Here is a 22,723-nt window from a genome sequence, read left to right as displayed (position 1 = left end):
AATCAGCGGACCGCCCACGCCCCGCCGCGCGTCGTGATGGTGGCGGCGGCACGCTCCCGCCACGCCACGACGTCGGCCGGCGGGTGCACGTCGCTGCCGACGTCGCCGAGCAGACATGCCAACGCCCAGCTCAACGGCAGCATTCCCAGGTCGCGGGCGGTGTCGAAGGCGGCGTCGGCGACCACCCTGGCGGTGTCGATGCGCCCTTCGCAGCAGTGGGCCGCGGCCAGCACCACCTGAGACTTCACGGCGTGTCGCGTCGAGCCCAGGCCGTCCGCCAGTTCGACGGCGCGCCGGGCGTGTCCGACGGCGCCGGCACCGTCACCGGTGGCCATGTCCAACTCCGCGCGGACCCAGGCGTGGCGGACCGCGCAGCGCGGCGCGGCGCTTGCCAGGTCGACGCGCTGCAGCAGGCGCGCGGACAGCGCGAACCGGCCGACGCCCAGCGCGTCGGCGGCCAGGCCGGTCAGCGCGTCGGCACGGGCGTCGGCACGGCCTTCGGTGAGGGGCCCGGCGAGCGCCAGGGCCCTGCCGTCGAATCCGCGCGCCACCGCATGCCCGCCGAGTTGCCGCAGGAACGACGCGCGCGTGCTCAAGGCGAGCGAGGCCAGCGGGGTGCCGGCAAGGCCGTCCAGATCGGTGAGCGCCGTGGCGTAGCGGCCCTGCCCGCCCGCCGCGACGGCACGGTGCCAGGCCTGCTGCGCGGTGACGGGCGTGGGCAGCGGCCAGCGGCCCGGCTGATCGCCGAACGCCGCGCGCGCCAGCTCGGACGCCTCGTCGTTCACGCGGCGACGCTACCAACGGCGGCGGCCACCGACCTCGGACGGCCCGCCGCGACCGCCGATGTTGCCAACGCAACATCGGTTAACAGTTGATGGAGGCCGTGTTACGACGACGTCAACCGCCGAGACGGCCGTGCGACGGCGCCGCGGATGACGTTCCCGGCGAACTGGGAAAACGCCGCCGGGGCCGAGACGTGGCGCGCCGGCCCACCATAGGTCTCGTTGCAGCTAGGTGGCATCGATGAACGGCACGTAAATTCCCCCGTCGACCGCCTGCCCCTGAGCAGCCGTGCGGGCTATTGACGCGATTTCGGAAGCCCTTCTACGTTGTGACCACGAGCAGTCATCGGCGACTCGGACTCGGTGTCACGACACGTGCCTTCGCACCACGCGAACGCAGCGCGTAGGAGAGGGGTTACCCAATGCCACAGCCGCAACAGCTGCCCGGGCCGAACGCCGACATCTGGGATTGGCAAATGCACGGCGTGTGCCGCGGCGTCGATTCCGCGGTCTTCTTCCACCCCGACGGCGAACGTGGCCGTGCCCGCGCACAGCGCGAGATGCGCGCCAAGGAGATGTGCCGCAGCTGCCCCGTGATCACGCAGTGCCGCAGTCACGCGCTGGCCGTCGGCGAGCCCTATGGCATCTGGGGCGGGCTGAGCGAGTCCGAGCGCGAGATGCTGCTCAAGCGGGGCATCCGCCGGTCGGCCTGACCCGGGTCGCCCCTCAGAAGACCGGGCGCGGCACCAGGACCACCCGCCAGCCGTCCGGGTCCTCGAACGTGAACGCGCCGACTCCCGTCCAGTAGGGGTTCTCCGGCTCGACGGGCTCGTGGCCGTGGGCGCCCAACCGTTCCACGACGTCGAACATCTCGGCGTCGGAGTGGAAGTACAGCACCAGTAGGTTGTCCGACGTCGGTGCGGGACAGGGACTTCCGTCGACGTGGGTGGTGAACTCGAGGTGCTGCTCGGCGCCGGGCAACCCGAGCATGACCCCGTCGTAGCCGGCGTGGTTCTCGAATCGGTAGAGCACCGGCAGTCCCAGGTGCCCGGCGTAGAACTCCTCGACTTCGGGCAGTCGGTCGGTGGGCCTGGCGATGCGGAGTTGGGCGAGGGGAAGTGTCATGCCCACAGTGTCGAACCTCAACCGCGGTCGAGGTCAAGCGGCGCGATCCGGCCAGGCGGCGGTCAATCACCGCCAGCGGAAATGTCGTTGTCGGGCACCGGGTTACACCTGACACAACGGCCGCAGGAACCGCCTGGACCGCACCGATCGCAGAAGAAGATGATCGACATGAGGACGTTCGGAATCGCCACCCTGATCGCAGGTGCCATCACCGCCGGGATGCTCGGCGCTGCCGCCCCCGCCCTGGCCGCCGGCGACCTGGCCCCGAACCTGCCGCACTACAGCGTGGACAACCACGACGAGGTCGACACCACCAACGGTTTCGTCGACGTCCCGTTCTGAGCGGCGCTTCGACGAGAACACCCCCGGCCCATGGGACCGGGGGTGTTCTCATCTTCGTTCAGTCACGGAGAATCTGGCGGCGTACCGGGCGATGCAGTTGCCATTGGTCCGGCGCTGCGAACGAACGAATCAACTCAAGCGAACGTCAGTTATCGAAGATCTTGGTCAGTTCCTCACGCTTATCGGAAATCTGCTTCTCCATGTAGAACCCGTTGAGGAGGGCCAACGCCAACACGAGCGCAGCGAGCACTCGCACCCACGTGGCCGCACCCATGAAGAACGCGAGCGCGGTGCCCGCCGCAACTACCGCCACACCGGTCCAGATCGGTCCTGAGCCAGTCAAGAGGCTGACCGACTGCATCGACATGACCAGTCCTATTGCGATCAGCACGCCAACCCCGATAGCCACCGCTACCTTCTTGTTCGAGCCGGCTTCAGCCTGCCCTCCCACGGGCGAACTCCACGAACTACCGTCCCAGTAGATCTGCTGCTCCGAATTCGATGGATCCGGATACCAACCTGGTGCCGTCACGAGCATCCCCTCTCCCTCGACAGTGACCATACTTGACGGTTGCGACAATATTGGCCGTCGTCAGGGAGAGCCTGACGACTGCTCCGGGCCACTTACAACGTCTTGCCCTTTGGCCTACGCGAATTCGGCCTCTGGGACGACTTGCCCGCGAGAACGCCTACCGTCGCGCCGCGGGTGAGGCCGAGGAATCAAGGATCCGTAGCTACACAACGAGAACACCCCCGGTCCATGGGACCGGGGGTGTCTTCGTCGTCAGCGCCTAGTGGTGATGGCCGTGGCCGTGGCCGTGGCCGTCGTCCTCCGGCTCGGCCGGCTTCTCGACGATCGCGGTCTCGGTGGTGAGCACCATGCGGCCCACCGAGGCGGCGTTGAGCACCGCGGAGCGGGTGACCTTCACCGGGTCCACCACGCCGTCGGCGACCAGGTCGCCGTACTGCAGCGTGGCGGCGTTGAAGCCTTGTCCCGCAGGCAGTTCCGACACCTTGTTCACGACGACGGCGCCGTCGAGACCGGCGTTGGTGGCGATCCAGAACAGCGGTGCCGACAGTGCTGAGGCGAACACGTCGACGCCGATGGCCTCGTCACCGGACAGCGACTCGCGCAGCGCCTTCAGCGCCGAGCGGGCCTGCACCAGCGACGCGCCACCACCGGTGACGATGCCCTCTTCGACGGCTGCCTTGGCAGCGGCGACGGCATCCTCGACGGCTTCCTTGCGCTTCTTCAGATCGGTCTCGGTGGCCGCACCGACCTTGATGACGGCCACGCCGCCGGACAGCTTGGCGAGGCGCTCCTCGAGCTTCTCGCGGTCCCAGTCGGAGTCGCTGGCCTCGATCTCGGCGCGCAGCTGCGCCTTGCGGCCGTCGATGGCGTCCTGCGTGCCACCGCCGTCGACGATCACCGTGCTGTCCTTGGAGACCACGACGCGGCGGGCGGTACCCAGCACGTCGAGGCCGACCTCGCGCAGCGTCAGGCCCACGTCGGGGTTGACCACCTGGCCGCCGGTGACGACGGCGAGGTCGTCGAGGAACGCCTTGCGACGGTCGCCGAAGAACGGCGCCTTGACGGCGACGGCCTTCAGCGTCTTGCGGATCGCGTTGACCACCAGCGTGGACAGGGCCTCGCCCTCGACGTCCTCGGCGATGATCAGCAGCGGCTTGCCGGATTCGGCGACCTTCTCCAGCAGCGGCAGCAGGTCCGGCAACGAGCTGATCTTCTCGCGGTGCAGCAGCACCAGCGCATCCTCGAGGACCGCTTCCTGCGCGTCGAAGTCGTTGACGAAGTAGGCCGACAGAAAGCCCTTGTCGAAGCCGACGCCCTCGGTGATCTCCAGCTCGGTGTTCAGCGTCGAGGACTCCTCGACGGTGACGACGCCGTCGGTGCCGACCTTGGTCATGGCCTCGCCGACGAGGTCACCGACCAGCTCGTCCCGCGAGGAGACGGTGGCCACCTGGGCGATGCCGCTCTTGTCGCTGACCGGGATGGCGGCGGCCAGCAGGGCCTCCGACACGGCGTCGGCGGCCTTGGCGATGCCGGCGCCGACGGCGATGGGGTTGGCACCGGCCGCGACGTTGCGCAGGCCGGCCTTGATGATGGCCTGGGCGAGCACGGTGGCGGTGGTGGTGCCGTCGCCTGCGACGTCGTTGGTCTTGGTGGCCACCGACTTGACCAGCTGGGCGCCGAGGTTCTCGAACGGATCCTCGAGGTCGATCTCACGCGCGATGGTGACGCCGTCGTTGGTCACGGTGGGGCCGCCGAAGGCCTTGGCCAGCACGACGTGACGGCCACGCGGGCCGAGCGTCACGCGTACCGCGTCGGCGAGCTTGTCGACCCCGACTTCCATGGCCCGGCGCGCAGTTTCGTTGAATTCGATCTGCTTGCTCATACATGTCTCCCTAAGAGCACGCCGCCCCGGGCCCTTCCGCGCACGAGCACGGAAGGATCACCGGGGCGGGCATGGGGGGTTGCTTACTTGTTGACGACCGCCAGCACGTCGCGGGCCGAGAGGATCAGGTACTCCTCGCCGCCGTACTTGATCTCGGTGCCGCCGTACTTGCTGTAGATGACGGTGTCGCCCTCGGCGACGTCCAGGGGGATGCGCTTCTCGCCCTCATCGTCCCAGCGGCCGGGGCCAACTGCGACGACGGTGCCTTCCTGCGGCTTCTCCTTGGCGGTATCGGGGATGACCAGACCGGACGCGGTCGTGGTCTCGGCCTCGTTGGCCTGAACGAGGATCTTGTCCTCGAGTGGCTTGATGTTCACGCTCGCCACGATGGAGCCCTCCACTTAGTTCGGTGGCGGCCCGGGGGTTCCCGGACCAGTTTCAACCAGCTGTCGGCACGCTTCCGTGCCCGTTGCGCCGTCGTCGCGGGTGCCGGCGCAGGGGGTTGGCCGCCTGCCACCTAGCACTCTATACACGCGAGTGCTAGCACTCAAGGGTGGGTCCGTGCGCGGTGCCACCCGTTGCCGCCAGCACCACCAATCCGTACGCCACCGCGAACCGATGCCCCAGGCCGCCAGCCACGTTTCCGCGGCCCACGGTGACGTCGCGGCCGCACTGCTCGCTCAGCGCGCGCACCAGCTCGTCGTCGCCGGCGCCGCCGCCCACCAGCAGCAACCCGGTGGCCGCAGGCGCCACCCGGGCTACGCCGCGCGCCACGTTGCCGCCGATGACCAGCTGCTTGGCCGCCAGCCGCCAACCCCGCCACTCCGCCCCCGAGAGCCGCGCCGTGAAGGGCAACCACCCGCTGGGCGCCGCCGCCAGCAGCCAGCCTGCGCTGCGCCCGTCGAGCGGAGCGTCCAGGAAGCGCCGCCTGCCGTGCTCGTCCTCGACCAACTGCACGGTGACCGCGGTGAGCGCCTCGGCGCGCTTGGCGTACTCGGCGGCACTCCGGGACACGTCGAGCGCGGTGGCCGTCGCCACGGTGAGCAGCTGCCCCGCGCCCGGCAGCACCACGTGCGCCCGCTCGCCGACGACGTCGACGGTGCCGCCACCCACGTCGACCACCACGACGTCGGGCGTGACCCCGGGGGTGGTGAGCGCACCGACGCGGGCGGCCGCCGCCTCGGAGTCGACGTGCGTCACCGGCACCCCCAGGGCAGCGGCCAACGCATCGGCACCGGCGGGCGCCTCCTCCCCCGCGCCGCCCATCCGCGCCACCACCACGCAGTCGGTCACCACCGAGCCGCGGCGCGCCCGCGCCTGCGTCGCGACGTCGGCCAGCGCGACGACGTGCGTCTGCCCGTCGACCGCCCGCGGCGGATCAGGCTGGTGCACAGCGGAATCCGCAGGCGGAGCGCCCAGCGCCACCACCGCGCACGCGCTGTCGAACAGCTCGTCGGCGACGGTGCGGGCGTCGCCGCGCTCGTCGTCGCGCAGGCCGAAGGCGTCGGCCAACCAGAACGGATCGGTGACCCGTTGCAACGGGCCGACGCCGTGGCGCACCTCGACGGCCACCCGCGTCGCCGCCAACAGCGGCTCGACGTCGACGTCGTCGACCACCGGCAGCGCCGCGGTCACCCGGTTGGCGATCAGCACCGCCTCGTCGTTGGCCGTGACGACGGCGACCACCACCACCCCCGCGTCGACCGCCTCGGTCACCAGCCGCGCCACGTCGCGGTAACCCCACCGCGGCAACGCGCACGCCACGATCGGCTCACCGGGGGCCGCGTCGCCCAACCGGTCGACGGGCACGGGTCTTCCCACGCCACAGCCGTCGCCCGCCGTCGTCGCCGCCGCGCGCAGCGCGATCCGCAACCGACCGGTGCCCCGGGTCCGCACCTGCACCCGCTCGACCTCCGAATGCACCGGCGGCGTCGGCGCGAAGACCGCGCGCCGAACCACGACGTCGTGGGCTTCGGCGAGCCGGCGCACCAGCGCGGCGGCACCCTCGACGGCGCGACGCGAGCCCTTGCCGCCACGGGTGGGGGTGCGCCCGCTGGCCACCACCTCGGGCGCGGCGCCGTTGTCGGCGACCCGGCACAGCACCACCTCGGTCGTGGAGTTGCCGACGTCGACGCCCGCCCAGAGCGTCATCGGAACGGCCCCGTCATCGCAGCAGGCCGCGTCGCCGGTAGACCGTCGCGGCCTCCCTGACCAGCTCGGCGCACACCACCGCGTCCTGCTCGGTCAGCCGTTGCGCGAGGGCCTCCAATTCGGCGAACGTCGATCGGCCCGGTCGCAACGCCTCGTAGGCCGCCAGCATGTCCTGCGCGCTGAGCGCCGTCAGCTCCGCGGCGCGGCGCAGGTTCAGCGCCAACTGGGCCGACCCCGAGCGCTGCGCCTCGTCGGCCTGCGCCTGCAGGGTCTCGCGGCTGATGCGGATGTCGTCGAGCGCCAGCGCGCCGCTGCGGGCGGCCTCGACGGTCACCTCGGAAACGCTGCGGCCCGAATGCGATCGCACGGTCATCGGGTGAACTCCATCTCGTCGTGGGGGCGGCGGGCGCACGCGCCGCGCTCGATGGCGACCATCGAGACGACGCGCGTGTGGTAACGGGCGGTGATGGCCTCGTCGGTGTAGGCGTTGCGCATCGGGGCGGGCGTCGCACCCTTGGCGTGGCGGCCGGCGTTGATGCCGACGAGGCGGTACATCTCCGGGGTGATGAGCGGTGCCACGCTGAGCAATTCGAGATTCGCCAGCGGCGGCAGGTCGCGACGGTGGATCAGCGTGGTGCCCTTGGCCTGCAGGCCCACCCCGATGCCGGAGCCGGACAGCCCCGCCGCCGTCTTGCCGATGGCTCCCAGGTCGATGCTGTCGGCGACGCGCACCAGCCGCGGCACGCACTGCTCTTCTTCGAGCCCGGCCAGGATCTGCTCCAGCGCCTCGTAGATCGTCATCCCCGACAGGGTGCGAAACAGCTTGGTGCCGAACGCCGGTGACACGCCGACCACCACTTCGCGCGGATCCTCACCCGCCCGTGCCGGACCGCGGTCGCGCAGCCGGTCGGGTTCGGCGAAACTCGCCTGCTCCCGGACCAGATCGGTGACCGACCGGGCTTGGCGCACCGCGTCGATCTGGGCCTGCCGTTCCGGGGTCGGCCGATACCCGGTGCCGGGCCCGCGGTAGTCGTTCGGATCCCGCAGTGCCGAGAGCACGTTCATCTCCTCGTCGAAGATGGCGGCCACCTGCAGGTAGTCTCCGGTGACGCGGGCGCGGGCCATGCCGAGCACCCGATCGGCGAGGTCGACGAACCCCGTCTCGGCCAGCGCGGTCACGACGTCGAGCACCGTCAACCCGGACTGGTCGATCATCCTGGCCGCGCTCAACACCGCCACGCCGTCGGTGCTCGGTAGGTCCTTGGACCCCGCCGCCGCGACCACGGCCTCCACGTGCTCGTCGTCGAAGTCGGCAAGTCCCAGGTACTCGAACACCGCGCGGGTGGCCTCGGCCGCCTTGCGGCGCATGGCCTCCAGCGTGGTGGGGTCCACCGAGCGCAACCCGCCGTCGACGCCCCAGTCCCGCTGCATCACCAGGTAGTCGTCGAGGTCGGCCGCGTTGAAGTTGGACGGCCCGAACATGTTGTCGTAGGCCACCACCGAGCCGAAGCCGGAGAAGATGAAGTCCGATCCGGACAGCAGCACCGGCAGCGTCCGACTGGTGCGACGCATCGTGGACTCCGAGACCAACGTGTCGTTGCCACTACAGGATTCGAGGCCGCGCAGCATCACCATCAGGTTCTCGGCGATCAGCTCCTTGACCCCACCGGGCACCGACGCCGTGATCGACGCGCCGTCGATGCCACCGTTCTGCACGCCTTGCGCGCCGATCCCCTTGGCCAGTGCCACGCAGCGCGCCTCGAGGTAGTTCATCGACTTGCGTTCGGCCTGGCCCATCAGCACCTCCGAACCCGCGCCGCTGGACAGCCGCATCTTGATACCGCGCGAGGCGTACGACGACGTCAGGAACGCCTTGGACCACGGGGTGTCGTCGCCGTCGGTGAACACCTGCTCGGTGCCGTACACCGACACCGTCTCGGCGTACGAAACCAGGCCGCGCACACCGAGTTCCAGCTCGCGGGCCTCCTCCACCGAGCACTGCGTCAGCGCACCGGGGGCGGGCACCTGCGAACCGATCAGCAGGCCGACGGCCACCGCAGGCGCGTCGTCGAGCACCGGCACGGTGGCCTCCAGCTCGCGGAAGCCGTAGACGACGGCGGTGGCCGCATCGGCGGCGATGAGCAGCGGGTCGTCCAGACGGTTGGTGACGTGCGCCTGGTTGGCCGGAGTGCGCCGCGCCCGCATCTTCATCATGGCCATCTGGATCTCGACCGGATGCAGGCCTGCCACCACCCGGGCCATCTTGGCGGGTGTCAGACCGGCGCAGACCTCGAGCACCTGCGCCCGCGGCACGCCGGAGTCGACGATCATTCGGGACAGCTCGACGTCGCTCATCGCCATGGCCCGCGGCGCCATCTCGTGGTCCACGGCGTAGCGGACGATGAACTCGTCGATGGTGTCGAAGTCCGCCGCCGGCGTCGAGTCCATCTCCACCACGACGCCGTCGGCGTCGAGCACCCACGACGGCTCCGGATCGTGCGGTGAGAGGTGGGAGATCATGCCCAGCTCCGGGTCCGGTTCGGCGAAACCGTCGAGGTTCACCCGCTGCTCGTCGAGCAGGCGGATGCGACCCAACCGGTGATCGGGCTCGGATTCGGAACTCGGTACGCGCATGCCAGACAGCATCGACCCGAGTGCTCCGGTGTCACAACGGCAAACGGACGGCTTCCAACAACTCGTGCAGCGGTTACCACAAGGTGTTGGAAACCTGCGCCGAGCGGTGGCAGACCGATGCGACGTCTCGCACACTTTCTCCCGACCCGAGGAGGAACACCATGTCCGAGGTAGTGAACGACGACGACAGACGCGGCGCGCAGGCGCCCCCCGACGCCAAGCGCACCCACCTGCGCGGCAACCTGGGCGTGCCGGCCATCGTCTTGATGGTGGTGGCCGCCGCCGCGCCGCTGTCGACCGTCGGTGGCAACGTGCCGATCGCGATGGCCCTCGGCGACACCACCGGCATCCCGGTCGCCTTCCTCGTCGCCGGCGTGATCTTCCTGCTGTTCGCCGCGAGCTTCGTGGCCATGTCGAAGTACGTCAGCGACACCGGCGCCTTCTACGCCTACATCCAGAAGGGGCTCGGCAAGGCCCTGGGCACCGGCGCCGCCGTGCTGGCGCTGCCCGCCTACCTGGCCACCCTGCTCGCCGTCGCCGCCTACGACGGCGTGATCCTGGCCAGCCTCATCGAGGCGTTCCACGGTCCCGCCGTGCCGTGGTGGGTGCTCACCGGCGTGGTGCTGCTGGTGGTGGCGTTCCTCGGCTACCGCGACATCGACCTGAGCGCCAAGGTGCTCGGCGTCTTCCTGGTGTCCGAGGTGGCGATCCTCGTCGTGCTCGACCTCGTCATCGTGCTGCAGGGCGGCGACAAGGGCATCACCGGCGACTCGTTCACGCCGTCCGGGCTCGCGGGCGGTGTCGGCATCGCGCTGCTGTACGCGCTGTGGGGCTTCGTCGGCGTCGAGGCCACCGCGGTGTTCCGCGACGAGGCCAAGGATCCCGACCGCACGGTGCCGCGCGCCACCTACTGGGCCGTCGCCATCGTGGCGAGCTTCTACGCGTTCTCCAGCTGGGCCCTGGTCGAGGGCAACGGCGGCCACGACGCCATCCAGGTGGCCAAGGACGATCCCGACAACTTCATGGTGAACACCGCCGCGAAGTACCTCGGCATCCTGGGCAAGGACCTCACCACGCTGTTCTGGTTCGTCAGCGTGTTCGCCTGTGCGCTGGCCTTCCACAACATCTGCGCGCGGTACACCTTCGTGCTGGGCCGCGACCACGTGCTGCCGAAGCGGCTCGGCGAGGTGCACCCCCGGCTGGGATCGCCCGCCAACGCGTCGGTCGTCGTCACCGTGGTGTCGCTGGTGATCATGGGCGTCTTCGTCGTCATCGGGCTGGACCCGGTGCTGCAGATCTTCGGCCCGCTGGGCGGCCTGGGCATCTGGGGGCTGTCCATCCTGTGGCTGCTGACCACGATCTCGGTCGCGCTGTTCTTCAAGCGGCGCGGCGGCCCCACGGGCGTCATCGTGCTCGCGGTGGTCGCGACCATCGCGCTGGCCGCTGCCGTCGTGCTGATCGTGGTGAACCTGACCCTGGTGGTCGGCGGATCGACGACGCTGGCGATCGTGTTCGGCGTGGCGCCGCTGGTGTTCCTGGCGATCGGCGCCGCGCTGAGCGGACGGGCGCCCAGCGACCTGTCGGCGCCGTAGCGGGCGGTCACGCGACGGCAGGTCGCTGATACCGTCGTTCCTCGGCGGCGTCAGCGACCTGCCGCGTTCGACCTCAGGAGATGGGCACCATGTCTGCGGACTCGCCACCGACCGTGGCGACGGCGCTGACGGTGCCGCCGCTGGATCGGGGCTCGGTGATCGCGGGCCACCACGGGCTGAGCCGTGCCGTCCTCTGGGTGGACATCATGCATGCCCCCGCCGAATCCTTCGTCCGCGCAGGCGATCTGGTGCTGACCACCGGGGCCGACACCCGCCAGCCCGGCGTCCGCGAGTTCCTCACCTACCTGATGTCGTCACCGGCGGCCGGCGTGGTGCTGAGCCCGCCGCCCGAGATCCCGACCGAGGACCTGCTGGCCACCCTGATCCCGCTCGCGGACGAGCACGGCTTCCCGCTGGTGCTGCTGCCGTGGGAGATCGCGTTCGCCGACGTGCAACGCAGCCTGCTGCCCCTGGTGACGCCGGTGCGCACCGACGCCCGGGTGCAGATGGCGATCGGCCGACGGGAACGCGACGACCAGGACTGGGCGGGCCGCGCGGCCGCGTTCGCCGACGCGCTCGACCGGGTGGCGCACGAGGCCGGGGTGACCACGACGTCGTCGGTCACCGACGACCTGGTGATGAGCCACTTCGCCGCATCGGTGCCCGCGGCGCTCGGCCTGGAGCTGGTGAGCAGCGCTCGGGAGCAGGCCGCGCTGCCCGACGACCTGGCCAGCTGGGTGCTGCTGCCACCCGGGCAGGGACAGCCGGTGACCGTGGCGCCGTCGGCGGTGCCCGACGGGCCCGGGCCTCGGCAGTTCGCCGAGGTACTGCGCCACCACCCCAGGAGCATGGCCACGATCCTGGAAACCCTGCAGCCGCTGGTGGACTACGACCGGACGCGGCGCGGCCAGCTGGTGCACACGTTGGAGGTGCTGCTCTACGAGGCCACCAACATCAGCGCCGCCGCCCGCGCGCTGTACCTCAACCGGCACTCGCTGCTGTACCGGATCAAGCTCATCGAGGACCTCACCGGACTGTCGCTGAAGAATCCCGCCGACCGGTTCCAGTTGGAGGTGAGCGTGCGGGTGCACCAGATCAGTGCGGCGCGTGGGGGTCCGCCTCCGACGTGAGGGGGCGTGTCCGACTCCGCCGGCGTAGCGGCGTGTCCGACTCCGACGGTAGTGTCGAACACGTGTTCGAGTTGCCGGATCCCGAGGCGTTGCCGGCGCTCGACGATGCCGCGCTGATCGACGCCGTGACGGGCTGGGCGACGGTGAGCGCCGCCGCGGACGCCCGCAAGTACGCCGCCCTGGCGGAGCTGCAGCGGCGACGCGTCACCGGCGAGCACGCGCATTGGGCAGCCGACGACTGGGACGCCGCCGCCGCGGAAGTGGCTGCGGCACTGAACGTCAGCCACGGCCGGGCCACGGGGGAACTGGACCTGGCCGTCACGCTGCGCGACCGGCTGCCCACGGTGGCCGCTCTGTTCCTCGCGGGGCAGCTCAGCGCTCGCCGGGTGTGGATCGTCGACGACCGCACGCGCCTGGTCCAGGACCCCGACGCGTTGGCCGCTGTCGACGCCGCCATCGCCGAGGTGATCCTGGGCTGGGGCCCGCTGTCGGAGTACATGCTGACCAAGAAACTCGACCTGCTCGTCGACGGGATCGATCCCGGCGGGGTGCGGCGCAGCCGTTACGCCGCACGCAGCCGCGAGTTTCGCATCGGGCAGGGCAACGAGCACGGCATCGCCGACGTGTGGGGGCGGCTGTACGCCACCGACGCCCAGTTGCTCGACGAACGTCTCGGCCAGATCGTCGAGCACGTCTGCCACGACGATCCCCGGACCGTCGCCCAGCGCCGCGCCGACGCGCTCGGTGCGCTGGCCGTGGGCGCCGATCACCTGACGTGCCGGTGCGAGCGACCCGACTGCCCCGGCGCGACCGTCGACGACGAACGGGCAGGCAGCGTACGGATCCACGTCATCGCCGAGCAGGCCGGCATCGAGAGCCCGGTCGATCCCCTGCTCGACGGCGAAGGGCCGCTCTCCGACGACCACGCCGCTGCCGTCACACCGCGCGGCAAGGCGGGCCTGGTCGTCGGCGGTGGCGTCATCCCTGCACCCCTGCTGGCCGAACTGGTCGCGCGGGGTGCCAAGGTCAGCCCCGTGGCCGGTCCACCGCTGGCCGCCGAGGAACGTTACCGTCCCGGCGCCGGACTGGACCGCTTCGTGCGCCTACGCGACCTCACATGCCGCTTCCCCGGCTGCCACCGACCCGCGACGCGGACCGACGTCGACCACACCGTCGCCTACCCCGCAGGGGCCACCCACGCCGGAAACCTGAAGTGCTACTGCCGGATTCACCATCTCATCAAGACGTTCTGGCCGGGCTGGTCGGAGCGTCAGTTCCCCGACGGGACGGTGTTGCTGACCAGTCCCACCGGGCACGGGTACGCGACACGGCCCGCGGCGAGCCTGTTCTTCGAACGCTGGCCCGTGCCCACCTCCGCTCCGCCCGCCCCGTCCGCCCCGCCCGCCGCGCCCGACCCGTCCGGCCGCCCGACTCCCCGGGGCGCCGATCGCACCGCGCGGATGCCGCTGCGCCGCCGCACGCGCAGCCGAGCCCGCGCCCAACGCATCCGCGCCGAACGGGGGCTCAACGCCGCGGCCGCCGAACGGGGTAGACCCCCACCGTTCTGAGCGCAGGCGGCCGAACCGGCCGATCCGGTCAGCGCGGCGGTTCGGCTGGGTACCATCACCGGCAGCAGAGCATTGGGGGCCGCGGGTGAACCACGTCCGCCAGTGGTGGCGACAGCCGGACCGTTACGAGTGGCTGTCGGGCTACCTCGTGTCGCGCCGGCTCATGGCCGTGTCGCGCGCGACGATGACCGCGGTCGGCGCCGTCCTCGCCCTCTCGCTGCTACTCATCTCGCTCAGCCCCGACGGCCAGCACGGGCTCGCCCAAACGGTCGTCTGGGTGATCGCCGCCGGGTTCGCGGGCATGGGCATCGCCTACGCCGTGCGCTGGCCCAGCAGACGCCAGTCGGCGATCTTCTCGGTCGCGGGCAGCGCCGGCGTCACCGTCACCGCCCTCACCCCGGCCGATCCCCACGTGGGCCTGCTGGCCTGCTGGGCGTTCGTCGGCCTCGGCGCCTACGTGGCGTCCTTCCACGGCCCCCGGCTGCTGGTGTTCACCGTCGGCGTCGCCATCGCCACCGCCGTCGCCTGCACCGTCCGCACGGCGCTGGCCGGCGACACGGCGCTCGGGGCGGCCGTGCTCCTGCTGTCCACCGCCGGCCTGCTGACGGTGCCGCTGGGCGGGCAGATCCTGGTGCGACTGCTCTGGAACGACGCCGTGTCCACCGACCCGCTGACCGGCCTGACCAATCGGCGGGGCTTCCGCCGGTCCGCGCGCACCCTCATCGCCGACGCCGCCGCCCGCGGCTCCGGCAGCTTCAGCGTGGTGATGATCGACCTCGACGGCTTCAAGACCCTCAACGACACCCTGGGCCACACCGTCGGAGACCGGGTCATCGTCGAGGTGGCCACCACGCTGCGCAGCGTCAGCGGCCACGGCGTGATCACCGCCCGCGTCGGCGGTGAGGAATTCCTGGTCGCCCAGGCCGCCCCGCCCCGCGACATGGAGCTGCTGGCCCGCCGGCTCTGCTCGGCCATCGCCGCCAACCGCTGGGGTGTCACCGCCAGCCTCGGCGTGGCCGGAGTCACCGTGCGCGACCCCGACGCCGACCCGCGGTTGCTGATCGAACGCGTCGTCGCCTCGGCCGACATGGCCATGTACGAGGCGAAGCGCGCCGGCGGCAACCAGATTCGCCAAGCCGCCGCCTGACGGTCAGCCCAGCTGCCGCGGGTCGATCAGCAGGTGATCGGACACGTCGCCGGTCATCTCCAACGCCACCGTGCGCGACGTGAAGTGCCACCCCGCGTCGCCGCGCGCGAACTCGTCGGCGTAGCGGCCCACCGCGACGGGCTGCAGGGCCACGGCGTCGGTCTGCTGCACGACGCAGAACGTCGACCGCGCCGCCGCGACGTCACCCGCCAGCTCGACGATCGGGTTGGACACCAGGTGCCGCGTGCGCGGGGTGTTGCCGTGCTCCGGGAACCGGCGCGTGGTGGCCGCGAACAACCCGGCGATGCGCGCCGCCCCCGCCACGCCCATGAAGGTCCCGCCACCCAGCAGCTCGCCGACACCGTCGAAGTCGCCGGCATCGATCAACTCGGCATAGCGGTACAGCAAGTCGACGATCGCCAGCTTGTCCGCGACGTCGCGCACCGGGTCCAAGGCGTCGCCGGTCACGACACATGCCCCACCAGCACCGGCAGCCCGGGGTCGCTCGGCACGTCGAGCGCCGACGGCGCCGCGCCCGCGGCGATCAGGTGCGCGGCGAACGACGCGATCATGGCGCCGTTGTCGGTGCACAGCCGCGGCCGCGGCACCCGCAGCGTCACACCCGCTGCGGCACAGCGCTCCTCGGCCAGCTCCCGCAATCGCGAGTTCGCGGCCACCCCACCGGCGATCAGCAACGTCGACACCCCGAGATCGGCCACCGCCCGCAACGCCTTGCGCGTCAACACGTCGGCCACCGCCTCCTGGAAACCCGCCGCCACGTCCGCCGTCGACGCCTCCGGATGACTCTCCACGTACCGGGCCACCGCCGTCTTGAGCCCGCTGAAGCTGAACGCGTACGGGTCGTCGCGCGGACCCGTCATGCCCCGCGGGAACACCACGGCCGCAGGGTCACCCGTGCGCGCCAGCTCGTCGAGCGGCCGCCCGCCCGGATAGCCGAGCCCCAGCAGCCGGGCCACCTTGTCGTAGGCCTCCCCCGCCGCGTCGTCGACGGTGCTGCCCAACTCGACGATCGGCTCGCCGAGCGACCGCACGTGCAGCAGGTGGGTGTGCCCACCCGAGATCAGCAGCCCGACGCTCTCCGGCAGCGGGCCGTGCTCGTACACGTCGGCCGCCAGATGCCCGCCCAGGTGGTTCACCGCGTAGAACGGCACGCCCCACGCCGCGGCGTACGCCTTGGCCGCGGCGACGCCCACCAGCAGCGCCCCGGCCAGGCCCGGTCCGATGGTGGCGGCCACCACGTTGGGCCGCTCGACGCCCGCGGCGGCCAGCGCGCGACGCATCGTCGGCCCCAGGGCCTCCAGGTGCGCACGCGACGCGATCTCCGGCACCACGCCGCCGAACCGCACGTGCTCCTCGACGCTGGAGGCCACCTCGTCGGCCAGCAGCCGCACCGTGCCGTCGGGCGCCAATTCGCAGATGCCGACGCCCGTTTCGTCGCACGAACTCTCGATGGCCAGGATGATCGTCATGTCAGGTTCCCTCTGGATCGCGACGCATGGTGTACGCGTCGGCCCCGCTCACCCGGTAGTACCGCTTGCGCAGCCCCACCTTCGCGAACCCCAGGCTCTCGTACAGCCGCAACGCCGGCTCGTTGTCGGTGCGCACCTCCAGGAACACCGCACCGCCGGCCGCGATGTCGAGCAGCCGGATCATCAGCTCACGGCCGATGCCCCGCCCCTGGAACTCCGGGTCGACGCCGATGGTGTGCACCTCGTACTCGAACGGCGGCTTACGGCCCAGCCTGCTGACCCCCGCGTACCCCACCAGCAGCCGGCCGACCCGGGCGGCCACGTAGTGGTTGTGGCGACTCTCGACCTCCCGGATGAACGCCACCGCGGGCCAGGGGTCGTCGCCGGGGAACAGCAGCGCCTCCAGCTCCGCGCAGCGGTCGGCGTCGCCGATGCGCAGCCCGTCGTAGACGACGTCGGTACTCACCGCTGCTCGCTGCGCGGCTTCGCGTCGGGGCGGCGCAGGTACAGCGGCACCAGCGGCGCCGGTGCGGCATCCCAGTCGACGGCGCGCACCAGCCCCGACACCGTCGGGTAGGTCGCCGCCAGCGCCGGCAGCGCGAACAGGCCGACGTGCTCGGGCGAACCCGCCACGGCCACCGCGTCACCGGTGTCGACGTCACCGGGCGCCGCCACGTCGGGGCCCGCGATCCGCATCCCGTCGCGGTAGCGCGCCCAGTACACCTCGCGGCGGCGCGCGTCGGTCACCACCAGCGCCTCGCCGGCGGTGTCGACGCCGACGCCGTCGAGGCTGCACACCCCGTACACCGGGATCCCGAGCGCGTGCCCGTACGCCGCCGCCGTCGCCATGCCGACGCGCAACCCCGTGAACGGGCCCGGCCCGCAGCCGGTCACCACCGCATCCAGGTCCGCCATCGCCACCCCCGCATCGGCCATGGCGCCCAGCACGTTCGGGGTGAGCTGCTCGGCATGGGCGCGCGCGTCGAGCGTGACGTGCTCGGCGAGCACCTCGACGTCGGCCTCCCCGCGCCGCACCACGCCCGCGGTGACCGCCGGCGTCGCGGTGTCCAGGACCAACACCAACCTCATGGCGTACTCCACTTCCACACGGCCGTCCGCACGTCGGTGGTGACGCTGCGCTCCAAGCGGACGTCGAGGTGGCGATCCGAGAGCCGCTCGGCCAGCCCCTCACCCCACTCGACCACCACCACGGCGTCGGACAGCTCGGTGTCGAGATCCAGCGAATCCAGCTCGGCCAGCAGGTCGGCGTCCACCCCGGCATGCCCTTCGAGCAGCCGGTACACGTCGACGTGCACCAGCGCGGGCCGCCCGGGCTGCCGGGCCGGGTGCACCCGGGCCAACACGAACGTCGGCGAGGTGATCCTGCCCTCGACGTCCATCGCCTGGGCGATTCCCCGGGCCACCACCGTCTTTCCCGCGCCCAGCGGACCCGACAGCACCACCACGTCACCGGCGCGCAGACCCGCACCCAACCGCGCCCCGAACGCCACGGTGTCCGCCTCCATCGGCAGTTCGGCCGTACCGTCCTCGATGTCGTAACCGCCCTCAGCCATGATTGCGCGCCGCCCGCTCCCGCAGCCGTCGCGTCAACGCGACGAGCTTCGACGGCGTCGCCCGCTCCACCAGGCGGACCAACGCTTCGTTGACGATCTCGGGCTGTTCGAGTTGCACCAGATGCCCTGCGCCACAGACGATCAGCAGCTCCGACTTCGGTAGGCGATCGGCCATGTCCTCCGAATACTCCATGGGGGTCAACAGGTCTCGGTCGCCGCAGACCACCAGCGTGGGGATCTTCGCGAGCGTGGTCAGGCCCTCGGTCTCGTCGTGCACCTCGAGAGCGTGCAGGAAGCCGACGAGCGTGGCGATGGGCGTGTCGTGCATCATGCGTTCGGAGAACGCCACCACGCTGGGACTGATCTTCTCGTCGCCGTAGGACGCCGCCCGCAGCACGGGACCGATCACCGCACGCGCGGCACCGCGGGTGCGGTGCACCGCCCCGGGCGCGTACCGCGCCGCGAACCGCGCCGCCTCCAGCACGGGATTGCGCAGGATCTCGCCCAGCGGAGACCGCGAAACCCCCTCGGCGGCAGAGGAGATGAGGGCCACGCCGACGATTCGCGACTTGTAGCGCTTGGGGAACTGCCTGGCGTGCGAGAGCACGGTCATGCCGCCCATCGAGTGCCCGACGAGCACCACCGGCCCCGTCGGCGCCATGACGGCCAGCACCGCCTCCAGGTCCTTGCCCAGCTGCGGCACCGTGAACGTGTCCGGCGCAGCGTCCCCGGACCGTCCGTGCCCGCGCTGGTCGTAGAACACCATGCGCACCTGGTCGCCCCACAGCTCGGTGAGCCGGAGCCGCTGAAAGTAGAACGCTCCCATGCGAAGACAGAAGCCGTGTGCGAAGACGACGGTCAGCGCGGCATTCTCCGGACCCACCTCCCGCACCGCCAGCGGCACCCCGTCGTCGGTGGTGACGACGTAGCTGCGGTCGGCATCCAGGAGTTCGAAGTCGTCGTGGGCGTACGGATCGTCGTCGGTGACCCGACGGGTGAGCGAGCGCGCCACCGTCGTTCCGGCGAGGCCACCGACGGCCGCCAGCCCGGCAGCCCCGGCCATCCACTGCGCGTGGCGCATTCGCCCGCGCCGCCGCTCGCTCAACGCGGTCCGCCGTCGGTGGCGTACGCGCGGTTGACCCGCCCCCGCACGCTCGTCACGATCTCGTAGGTGATGGTGCCCAGCGCGTCGGCCCAGTCCTGCGCCGTCTGCTCGCCGTGGGTGCCCGGCCCGAACAGCACCGCGACGTCGCCCTCGGCGACGTCGACGGGTCCCGGCCCCAGATCCACCACGAACTGGTCCATGCACACGCGACCGACGCTGCGCCGCAACCGTCCCCCGAGCAGGACGTCGAACCTGCCCGACAGGCCACGGAAGATGCCGTCGGCGTAACCGAGCGGCAGCAGGGCAACGGTGGTGTCGCGCTCGGCGATCCACGTGTGCCCGTAGGACACCCCCGCACCGGCAGGCAGCGACCGCACCATCGCCACCGGACACGTCAACGTCATCGCCGGCACCAGACCCATGTCACCGCGCGCGGGAATGGGCGACTGCCCGTACACCGCGATGCCGGGACGCACCAGGTCGAAGGCGAGGTCCGACCGCGTCATGGCCGCAGGCGAATTCGCCAGGTGCGCCACGTCGAAGGCCACGCCCGCCGCGAGCGCCTGCCGGCGAGCCGCCGAAAGACGTTGCACCTGAGCGTCGTTGACGGGACTGTCCGGCTCGTCGCCGCACGCCAGGTGCGACATGATGCCCCGCAGCCGCACCTGCTCACCCGCCGCTGCGCGCCCCAACTCGGGCAGCAGGGCCTCGAACTCCCCGGGGCTCGCGCCGTTGCGGCTGAGTCCGCTGTCCACCTTGACCGTCAGCGTCGCGGGCCGGCCCGTGCTCTCGACCGCGGCCAGCACCCCGGCGAGCTGGCGCCGCGAGGACACCGCGAGCTGCACGTCGGCGGCCACGGCGGGCGCGAAATCGACGTCGGGGCCGTGCAGCCACGCCAGCAGCGGCCCGTCGAACCCCGCGCGCCGCAGGTCGAGGGCCTCGGCGACCGTCGCGACCCCGATCTCGGCGGCCCCCGCCGCCAGCGCCGTGCGCGCCACCTGCAGCGCCCCGTGGCCGTAGCCGTCGGCCTTCACCACGGCCATCACGCCCGCCGCGCCGGCGCGCTCGCGCAACACCCGCACGTTGTGCGCGATGGCGGCCAGGTCCACGACCGCGGTCGCGGCGTGCGGGACGGTCCTGGTATCGGGGGTGGGGTCGGTGGTGTGCATGGTCACGACCGAGTATCCCAGAGGCGGCTAGTGCGCGAAGGGCTGCACCTCGTCGAAGTGGCCGTTGGGCTTGAGTTCGTCGAGCGACGCGAGCACCGAGATCGTGTCGTCGCGCAACGCGCGGGCGAGGTCCGCGGAGAAGCCCTCGCGCACCACCACGCGCAGCACGGCCACGTCGGTGGCGTCGTCGGGCATGGTGTACGCGGGCACCTGCCAGCCGTAGGACCGCAGCGCGTGCGACACGTCGAACTCGGTGTAGGCGCGCTTGCCGGACAGCCGGAACGCCACGACCGGGATGGCCGAACCGTCCGAGATCAGCTCGAAGTGCTCGCTCTCCCGCAGCTGATCACCCAGCCAGCGGGCGGTGTCCGACAGACAGTGCATGACCTTGGAGTAGCCGGCACGCCCCAGCCGCAGGAAGTTGTAGTACTGCCCCACCACCTGGTTGCCGCCCTTGGAGAAGTTCAGCGTGAACGTGGGCATGTCACCGCCCAGGTAGTTGACGCGGAACACCAGCTCCTCGGGCAGGTGTTCGGCGCTGCGCCACACCACGAACCCGATGCCCGGGTAGGTCAGCCCGTACTTGTGCCCGCTGACGTTGATCGACACCACCCGCGGCAACCGGAAGTCCCACACGACGTCGGGGTGCAGGAACGGCACCACGAACCCGCCGCTGGCCGCGTCGACGTGCACCGGGACGTCGACGCCGCCGCCTGCCGCCAGGCCGTCGAGCGCCTCGCAGATCTCGGCGATGGGCTCCAGTTCGCCGGTGTAGGTGGTCCCGAGGATCGCGACCACGCCGATGGTGTCCTCGTTGACCGCATCGAGCACCTGCTGCGGGGTGATGACGTAGCGCCCCTCCTCCATCGGCAGGTAGATCGGCTCGACGTCGAAGTACCGGCAGAACTTCTCCCACACCACCTGGACGTTGGATCCCATCACCAGGTTCGGCCTGCGGCTGCGCCACCCCCGCTTGCCGTCGCCCACCTTGGCGCGCCAGCGCCAGCTCATCGCCAGGCCCGCCAGCATGACGGCCTCGCTGGAGCCCACCGTGGACACGCCCACCGCGCTCGACGGGTCGTCGTCGCGCAGGTCCTCGGCGTGGAACAGGTCGGCGACCATGCACACGCAGCGCTGCTCGATGGCGGCCGTCGCCGGGTACTCGTCCTTGTCGATCATGTTCTTGTCGAACGTCTCGGCCATGAGCTTCTCGGCCTCGGGGTCCATCCACGTGGTGACGAACGTCGCGAGGTTGAGTCGCGAACTCCCGTCGAGCATCAGCTCGTCGTGGATGAAGCGGTACGCCGCCTGCGGCTCCATGGACTTCTCGGGCATCCGCAGCGAGGGCACCGGCGACGTCGACAGCCGCCCCGTGTACGCGGGCGAGATCGACGGGGCGTGCTTGTGACGGCGTGACATCGGGTGGGCCTCCTAGTGGTGGTCTGAAGCGTGACGGTCTGCAGCGTGGTGGTCTGACGCGTGGTGGTCCGACGCGAGGTGAGCGATTGCGGAACGGACGTGATGCACGATGCGCGACGCCGACGTGGGCGCCGCGGCAGGGCCGGGATCGAGGGCCGCCAACTCGGCGGCGCGCGCGTGCACGAAGGCGCCGGTGGCCGCGGCCTCGCCCGGCGGCAGGCCCGCCGCCAGCAGCGCGCCGATCATGCCGGACAGCACGTCCCCGGAACCGGCGGTGGCCGCCCACGACTGACCGGCCCGGTTGACGTACACCGCGCCGTCGGGGTCGGCGATCACCGTGACGTTGCCCTTCAGCAGCACCGTGGCGCCGAAGGCCGCCGCCAGCCTGCGCGTGGCGGCCACCCGGTCGTCGCCCGGCGGGTGGCCGGCGAGCCGCGCGAACTCCCCCGCGTGCGGCGTGAGCACGGTGGGTGCACTGCGCTGGGCCACCAGGTCGGGATGGGCGGCCAGGATGGTCAACGCGTCGGCGTCCACCAGCACCGGCAGGTCGGTGGCCAAGGCGAACTGCAACGCGCCCGCGCCGGCCTCGTCGGTGCCGACGCCCGGCCCCACCACCCACGCCTGCACGCGGCCCGCCTCGCCTGCCGACGACGTGGCGATGACCTCGGGCCAGTGATCGACCACCTCCGCCGCCGCGGTGCCCGCGTACCGCACCATTCCCGACGTCGCGGCGACGGCGGCGCCGGTGCACAGGATCGCCGCACCGGGATAGGTCGACGAGCCGGCCAGGACCCCGGTGACGCCCTGGGAGTACTTGTCGTCACGGGCGCCGGGCCGCGGCCACCGGGCGTCGACGTCGACGCGCTCCAGGGAGCGGACGTCGCTCTCGGGCAGGTCCAGCCCGATGTCGACGAGGCGTACGCGGCCGCAGTCCCCCAGGGCGTGCACGGGCTTGTAACCGCCGAACGTGACAGTGAGCGCGGCCTCGACGTGGGGCCCGTCGGCCGCGCCGGTCTGCACGTCGACACCGCTGGGCACGTCGACGGCGACCACCGGGATGCCGCGCCGGGCGACGTCGGCG

The 22,723-nt window shown here is 71.5% G+C and carries 22 protein-coding genes and 1 pseudogene; 6 read left to right on the top strand and 17 right to left on the bottom strand.

What is annotated here, in order from left to right:
• Positions 1-2 precede the first annotated feature (2 nt).
• Positions 3-785 (bottom strand): hypothetical protein, encoded by a 783-nt coding sequence (locus tag AC30CM_RS17880; RefSeq protein WP_490118243.1) that lies wholly within the window; start codon positions 783-785, stop codon positions 3-5.
• 419 nt (positions 786-1,204) lie between these two features.
• Between AC30CM_RS17880 and AC30CM_RS17875 the strand changes: the two genes are divergently transcribed.
• On the top strand, positions 1,205-1,495 hold the full coding sequence (locus AC30CM_RS17875; protein ID WP_490118242.1) for a WhiB family transcriptional regulator: 291 nt from the start codon (positions 1,205-1,207) through the stop codon (positions 1,493-1,495).
• Between the two features lie 13 nt (positions 1,496-1,508).
• On the opposite strand, the gene AC30CM_RS17870 is transcribed toward AC30CM_RS17875, so the two are convergent.
• The gene (locus AC30CM_RS17870; RefSeq protein WP_490118241.1) at positions 1,509-1,907 is read right to left on the bottom strand and encodes a VOC family protein; all 399 of its coding nucleotides are present in this window, start codon (positions 1,905-1,907) and stop codon (positions 1,509-1,511) included.
• 168 nt (positions 1,908-2,075) lie between these two features.
• Between AC30CM_RS17870 and AC30CM_RS17865 the strand changes: the two genes are divergently transcribed.
• On the top strand, positions 2,076-2,249 hold the full coding sequence (locus AC30CM_RS17865; RefSeq protein ID WP_490118240.1) for a hypothetical protein: 174 nt from the start codon (positions 2,076-2,078) through the stop codon (positions 2,247-2,249).
• A gap of 145 nt (positions 2,250-2,394) precedes the next feature.
• Here the strand turns inward: AC30CM_RS17865 and AC30CM_RS17860 are convergent, their stop codons facing one another.
• From AC30CM_RS17860 to AC30CM_RS17835, 6 genes are all read right to left on the bottom strand, one after another.
• On the bottom strand, positions 2,395-2,787 hold the full coding sequence (locus AC30CM_RS17860; RefSeq protein WP_490118239.1) for a DUF2510 domain-containing protein: 393 nt from the start codon (positions 2,785-2,787) through the stop codon (positions 2,395-2,397).
• A gap of 253 nt (positions 2,788-3,040) precedes the next feature.
• Positions 3,041-4,663, bottom strand: a complete 1,623-nt coding sequence (gene groL / locus AC30CM_RS17855) for a chaperonin GroEL (protein WP_490118238.1) — start codon at positions 4,661-4,663, stop codon at positions 3,041-3,043.
• An 83-nt stretch (positions 4,664-4,746) separates the two neighbouring features.
• A complete protein-coding gene (groES, locus tag AC30CM_RS17850; protein ID WP_490118237.1) occupies positions 4,747-5,049 on the bottom strand; it encodes a co-chaperone GroES in 303 nt (100 codons plus the stop codon).
• A 154-nt stretch (positions 5,050-5,203) separates the two neighbouring features.
• Complete coding sequence (locus AC30CM_RS17845) at positions 5,204-6,814, bottom strand: diol dehydratase reactivase ATPase-like domain-containing protein (protein WP_490118236.1); 1,611 nt, start codon at positions 6,812-6,814, stop codon at positions 5,204-5,206.
• 13 nt (positions 6,815-6,827) lie between these two features.
• A complete protein-coding gene (locus tag AC30CM_RS17840) occupies positions 6,828-7,187 on the bottom strand; it encodes a diol dehydratase small subunit (RefSeq protein ID WP_490118235.1) in 360 nt (119 codons plus the stop codon).
• Complete coding sequence (locus tag AC30CM_RS17835) at positions 7,184-9,448, bottom strand: propanediol/glycerol family dehydratase large subunit (protein ID WP_490118234.1); 2,265 nt, start codon at positions 9,446-9,448, stop codon at positions 7,184-7,186. The genes AC30CM_RS17840 and AC30CM_RS17835 overlap by 4 nt, the downstream gene beginning before the upstream one ends.
• A 161-nt stretch (positions 9,449-9,609) precedes the next feature.
• On the opposite strand from AC30CM_RS17835, the gene AC30CM_RS17830 reads away from it, so the two are divergent.
• The 4 genes from AC30CM_RS17830 (at position 9,610) to AC30CM_RS17815 (ending at position 14,885) form a co-directional block, all read left to right on the top strand.
• Entirely contained in the window at positions 9,610-11,040 is a 1,431-nt protein-coding gene (locus AC30CM_RS17830) for an APC family permease (RefSeq protein WP_490118233.1), read from the top strand.
• Between the two features lie 89 nt (positions 11,041-11,129).
• Entirely contained in the window at positions 11,130-12,170 is a 1,041-nt protein-coding gene (locus tag AC30CM_RS17825; protein WP_490118232.1) for a PucR family transcriptional regulator, read from the top strand.
• A 32-nt stretch (positions 12,171-12,202) separates the two neighbouring features.
• On the top strand, positions 12,203-13,738 hold the full coding sequence (locus tag AC30CM_RS17820) for an HNH endonuclease signature motif containing protein (RefSeq protein ID WP_490118231.1): 1,536 nt from the start codon (positions 12,203-12,205) through the stop codon (positions 13,736-13,738).
• 85 nt (positions 13,739-13,823) lie between these two features.
• Positions 13,824-14,885: a GGDEF domain-containing protein gene (locus AC30CM_RS17815; RefSeq protein ID WP_490118230.1), complete on the top strand. Its 1,062-nt coding sequence runs from the start codon at positions 13,824-13,826 to the stop codon at positions 14,883-14,885.
• 3 nt (positions 14,886-14,888) lie between these two features.
• Here AC30CM_RS17815 and AC30CM_RS17810 read toward each other — a convergent pair whose 3' ends face one another.
• The 9 genes and pseudogenes from AC30CM_RS17810 to AC30CM_RS17770 form a co-directional block, all read right to left on the bottom strand.
• On the bottom strand, positions 14,889-15,353 hold the full coding sequence (locus AC30CM_RS17810) for a nuclear transport factor 2 family protein (protein ID WP_490118229.1): 465 nt from the start codon (positions 15,351-15,353) through the stop codon (positions 14,889-14,891).
• A complete protein-coding gene (gene tsaD, locus AC30CM_RS17805) occupies positions 15,350-16,375 on the bottom strand; it encodes a tRNA (adenosine(37)-N6)-threonylcarbamoyltransferase complex transferase subunit TsaD (RefSeq protein WP_490118228.1) in 1,026 nt (341 codons plus the stop codon). The genes AC30CM_RS17810 and tsaD overlap by 4 nt, the downstream gene beginning before the upstream one ends.
• Position 16,376: 1 nt before the next feature.
• Entirely contained in the window at positions 16,377-16,841 is a 465-nt protein-coding gene (rimI, locus tag AC30CM_RS17800) for a ribosomal protein S18-alanine N-acetyltransferase (RefSeq protein ID WP_490118227.1), read from the bottom strand.
• Complete coding sequence (tsaB, locus tag AC30CM_RS17795) at positions 16,838-17,464, bottom strand: tRNA (adenosine(37)-N6)-threonylcarbamoyltransferase complex dimerization subunit type 1 TsaB (RefSeq protein WP_490118226.1); 627 nt, start codon at positions 17,462-17,464, stop codon at positions 16,838-16,840. The genes rimI and tsaB overlap by 4 nt, the downstream gene beginning before the upstream one ends.
• A complete protein-coding gene (gene tsaE, locus AC30CM_RS17790; protein WP_490118225.1) occupies positions 17,461-17,949 on the bottom strand; it encodes a tRNA (adenosine(37)-N6)-threonylcarbamoyltransferase complex ATPase subunit type 1 TsaE in 489 nt (162 codons plus the stop codon). Before tsaE ends, tsaB begins: the two co-directional genes overlap by 4 nt.
• Positions 17,942-19,030 (bottom strand): alpha/beta fold hydrolase, encoded by a 1,089-nt coding sequence (locus AC30CM_RS17785; RefSeq protein WP_490118224.1) that lies wholly within the window; start codon positions 19,028-19,030, stop codon positions 17,942-17,944. The genes tsaE and AC30CM_RS17785 overlap by 8 nt, the downstream gene beginning before the upstream one ends.
• A 20-nt stretch (positions 19,031-19,050) precedes the next feature.
• Positions 19,051-20,244 (bottom strand): alanine racemase, encoded by a 1,194-nt coding sequence (alr, locus tag AC30CM_RS17780; protein ID WP_490118276.1) that lies wholly within the window; start codon positions 20,242-20,244, stop codon positions 19,051-19,053.
• A gap of 6 nt (positions 20,245-20,250) precedes the next feature.
• Positions 20,251-21,642, bottom strand: coding sequence for a glutamate decarboxylase (gad, locus tag AC30CM_RS17775; protein ID WP_490118223.1), 1,392 nt, complete (start codon positions 21,640-21,642; stop codon positions 20,251-20,253).
• A 75-nt stretch (positions 21,643-21,717) separates the two neighbouring features.
• A pseudogene (locus tag AC30CM_RS17770) lies at positions 21,718-22,723 on the bottom strand (NAD(P)H-hydrate dehydratase); the annotation flags it as partial.

The organism is Mycobacterium sp. DHQP2018-32-09, from assembly GCF_058148405.1.
Note: the sequence above shows the minus strand (reverse complement) of the source record. Positions and strands in the feature narration are given on the sequence as shown.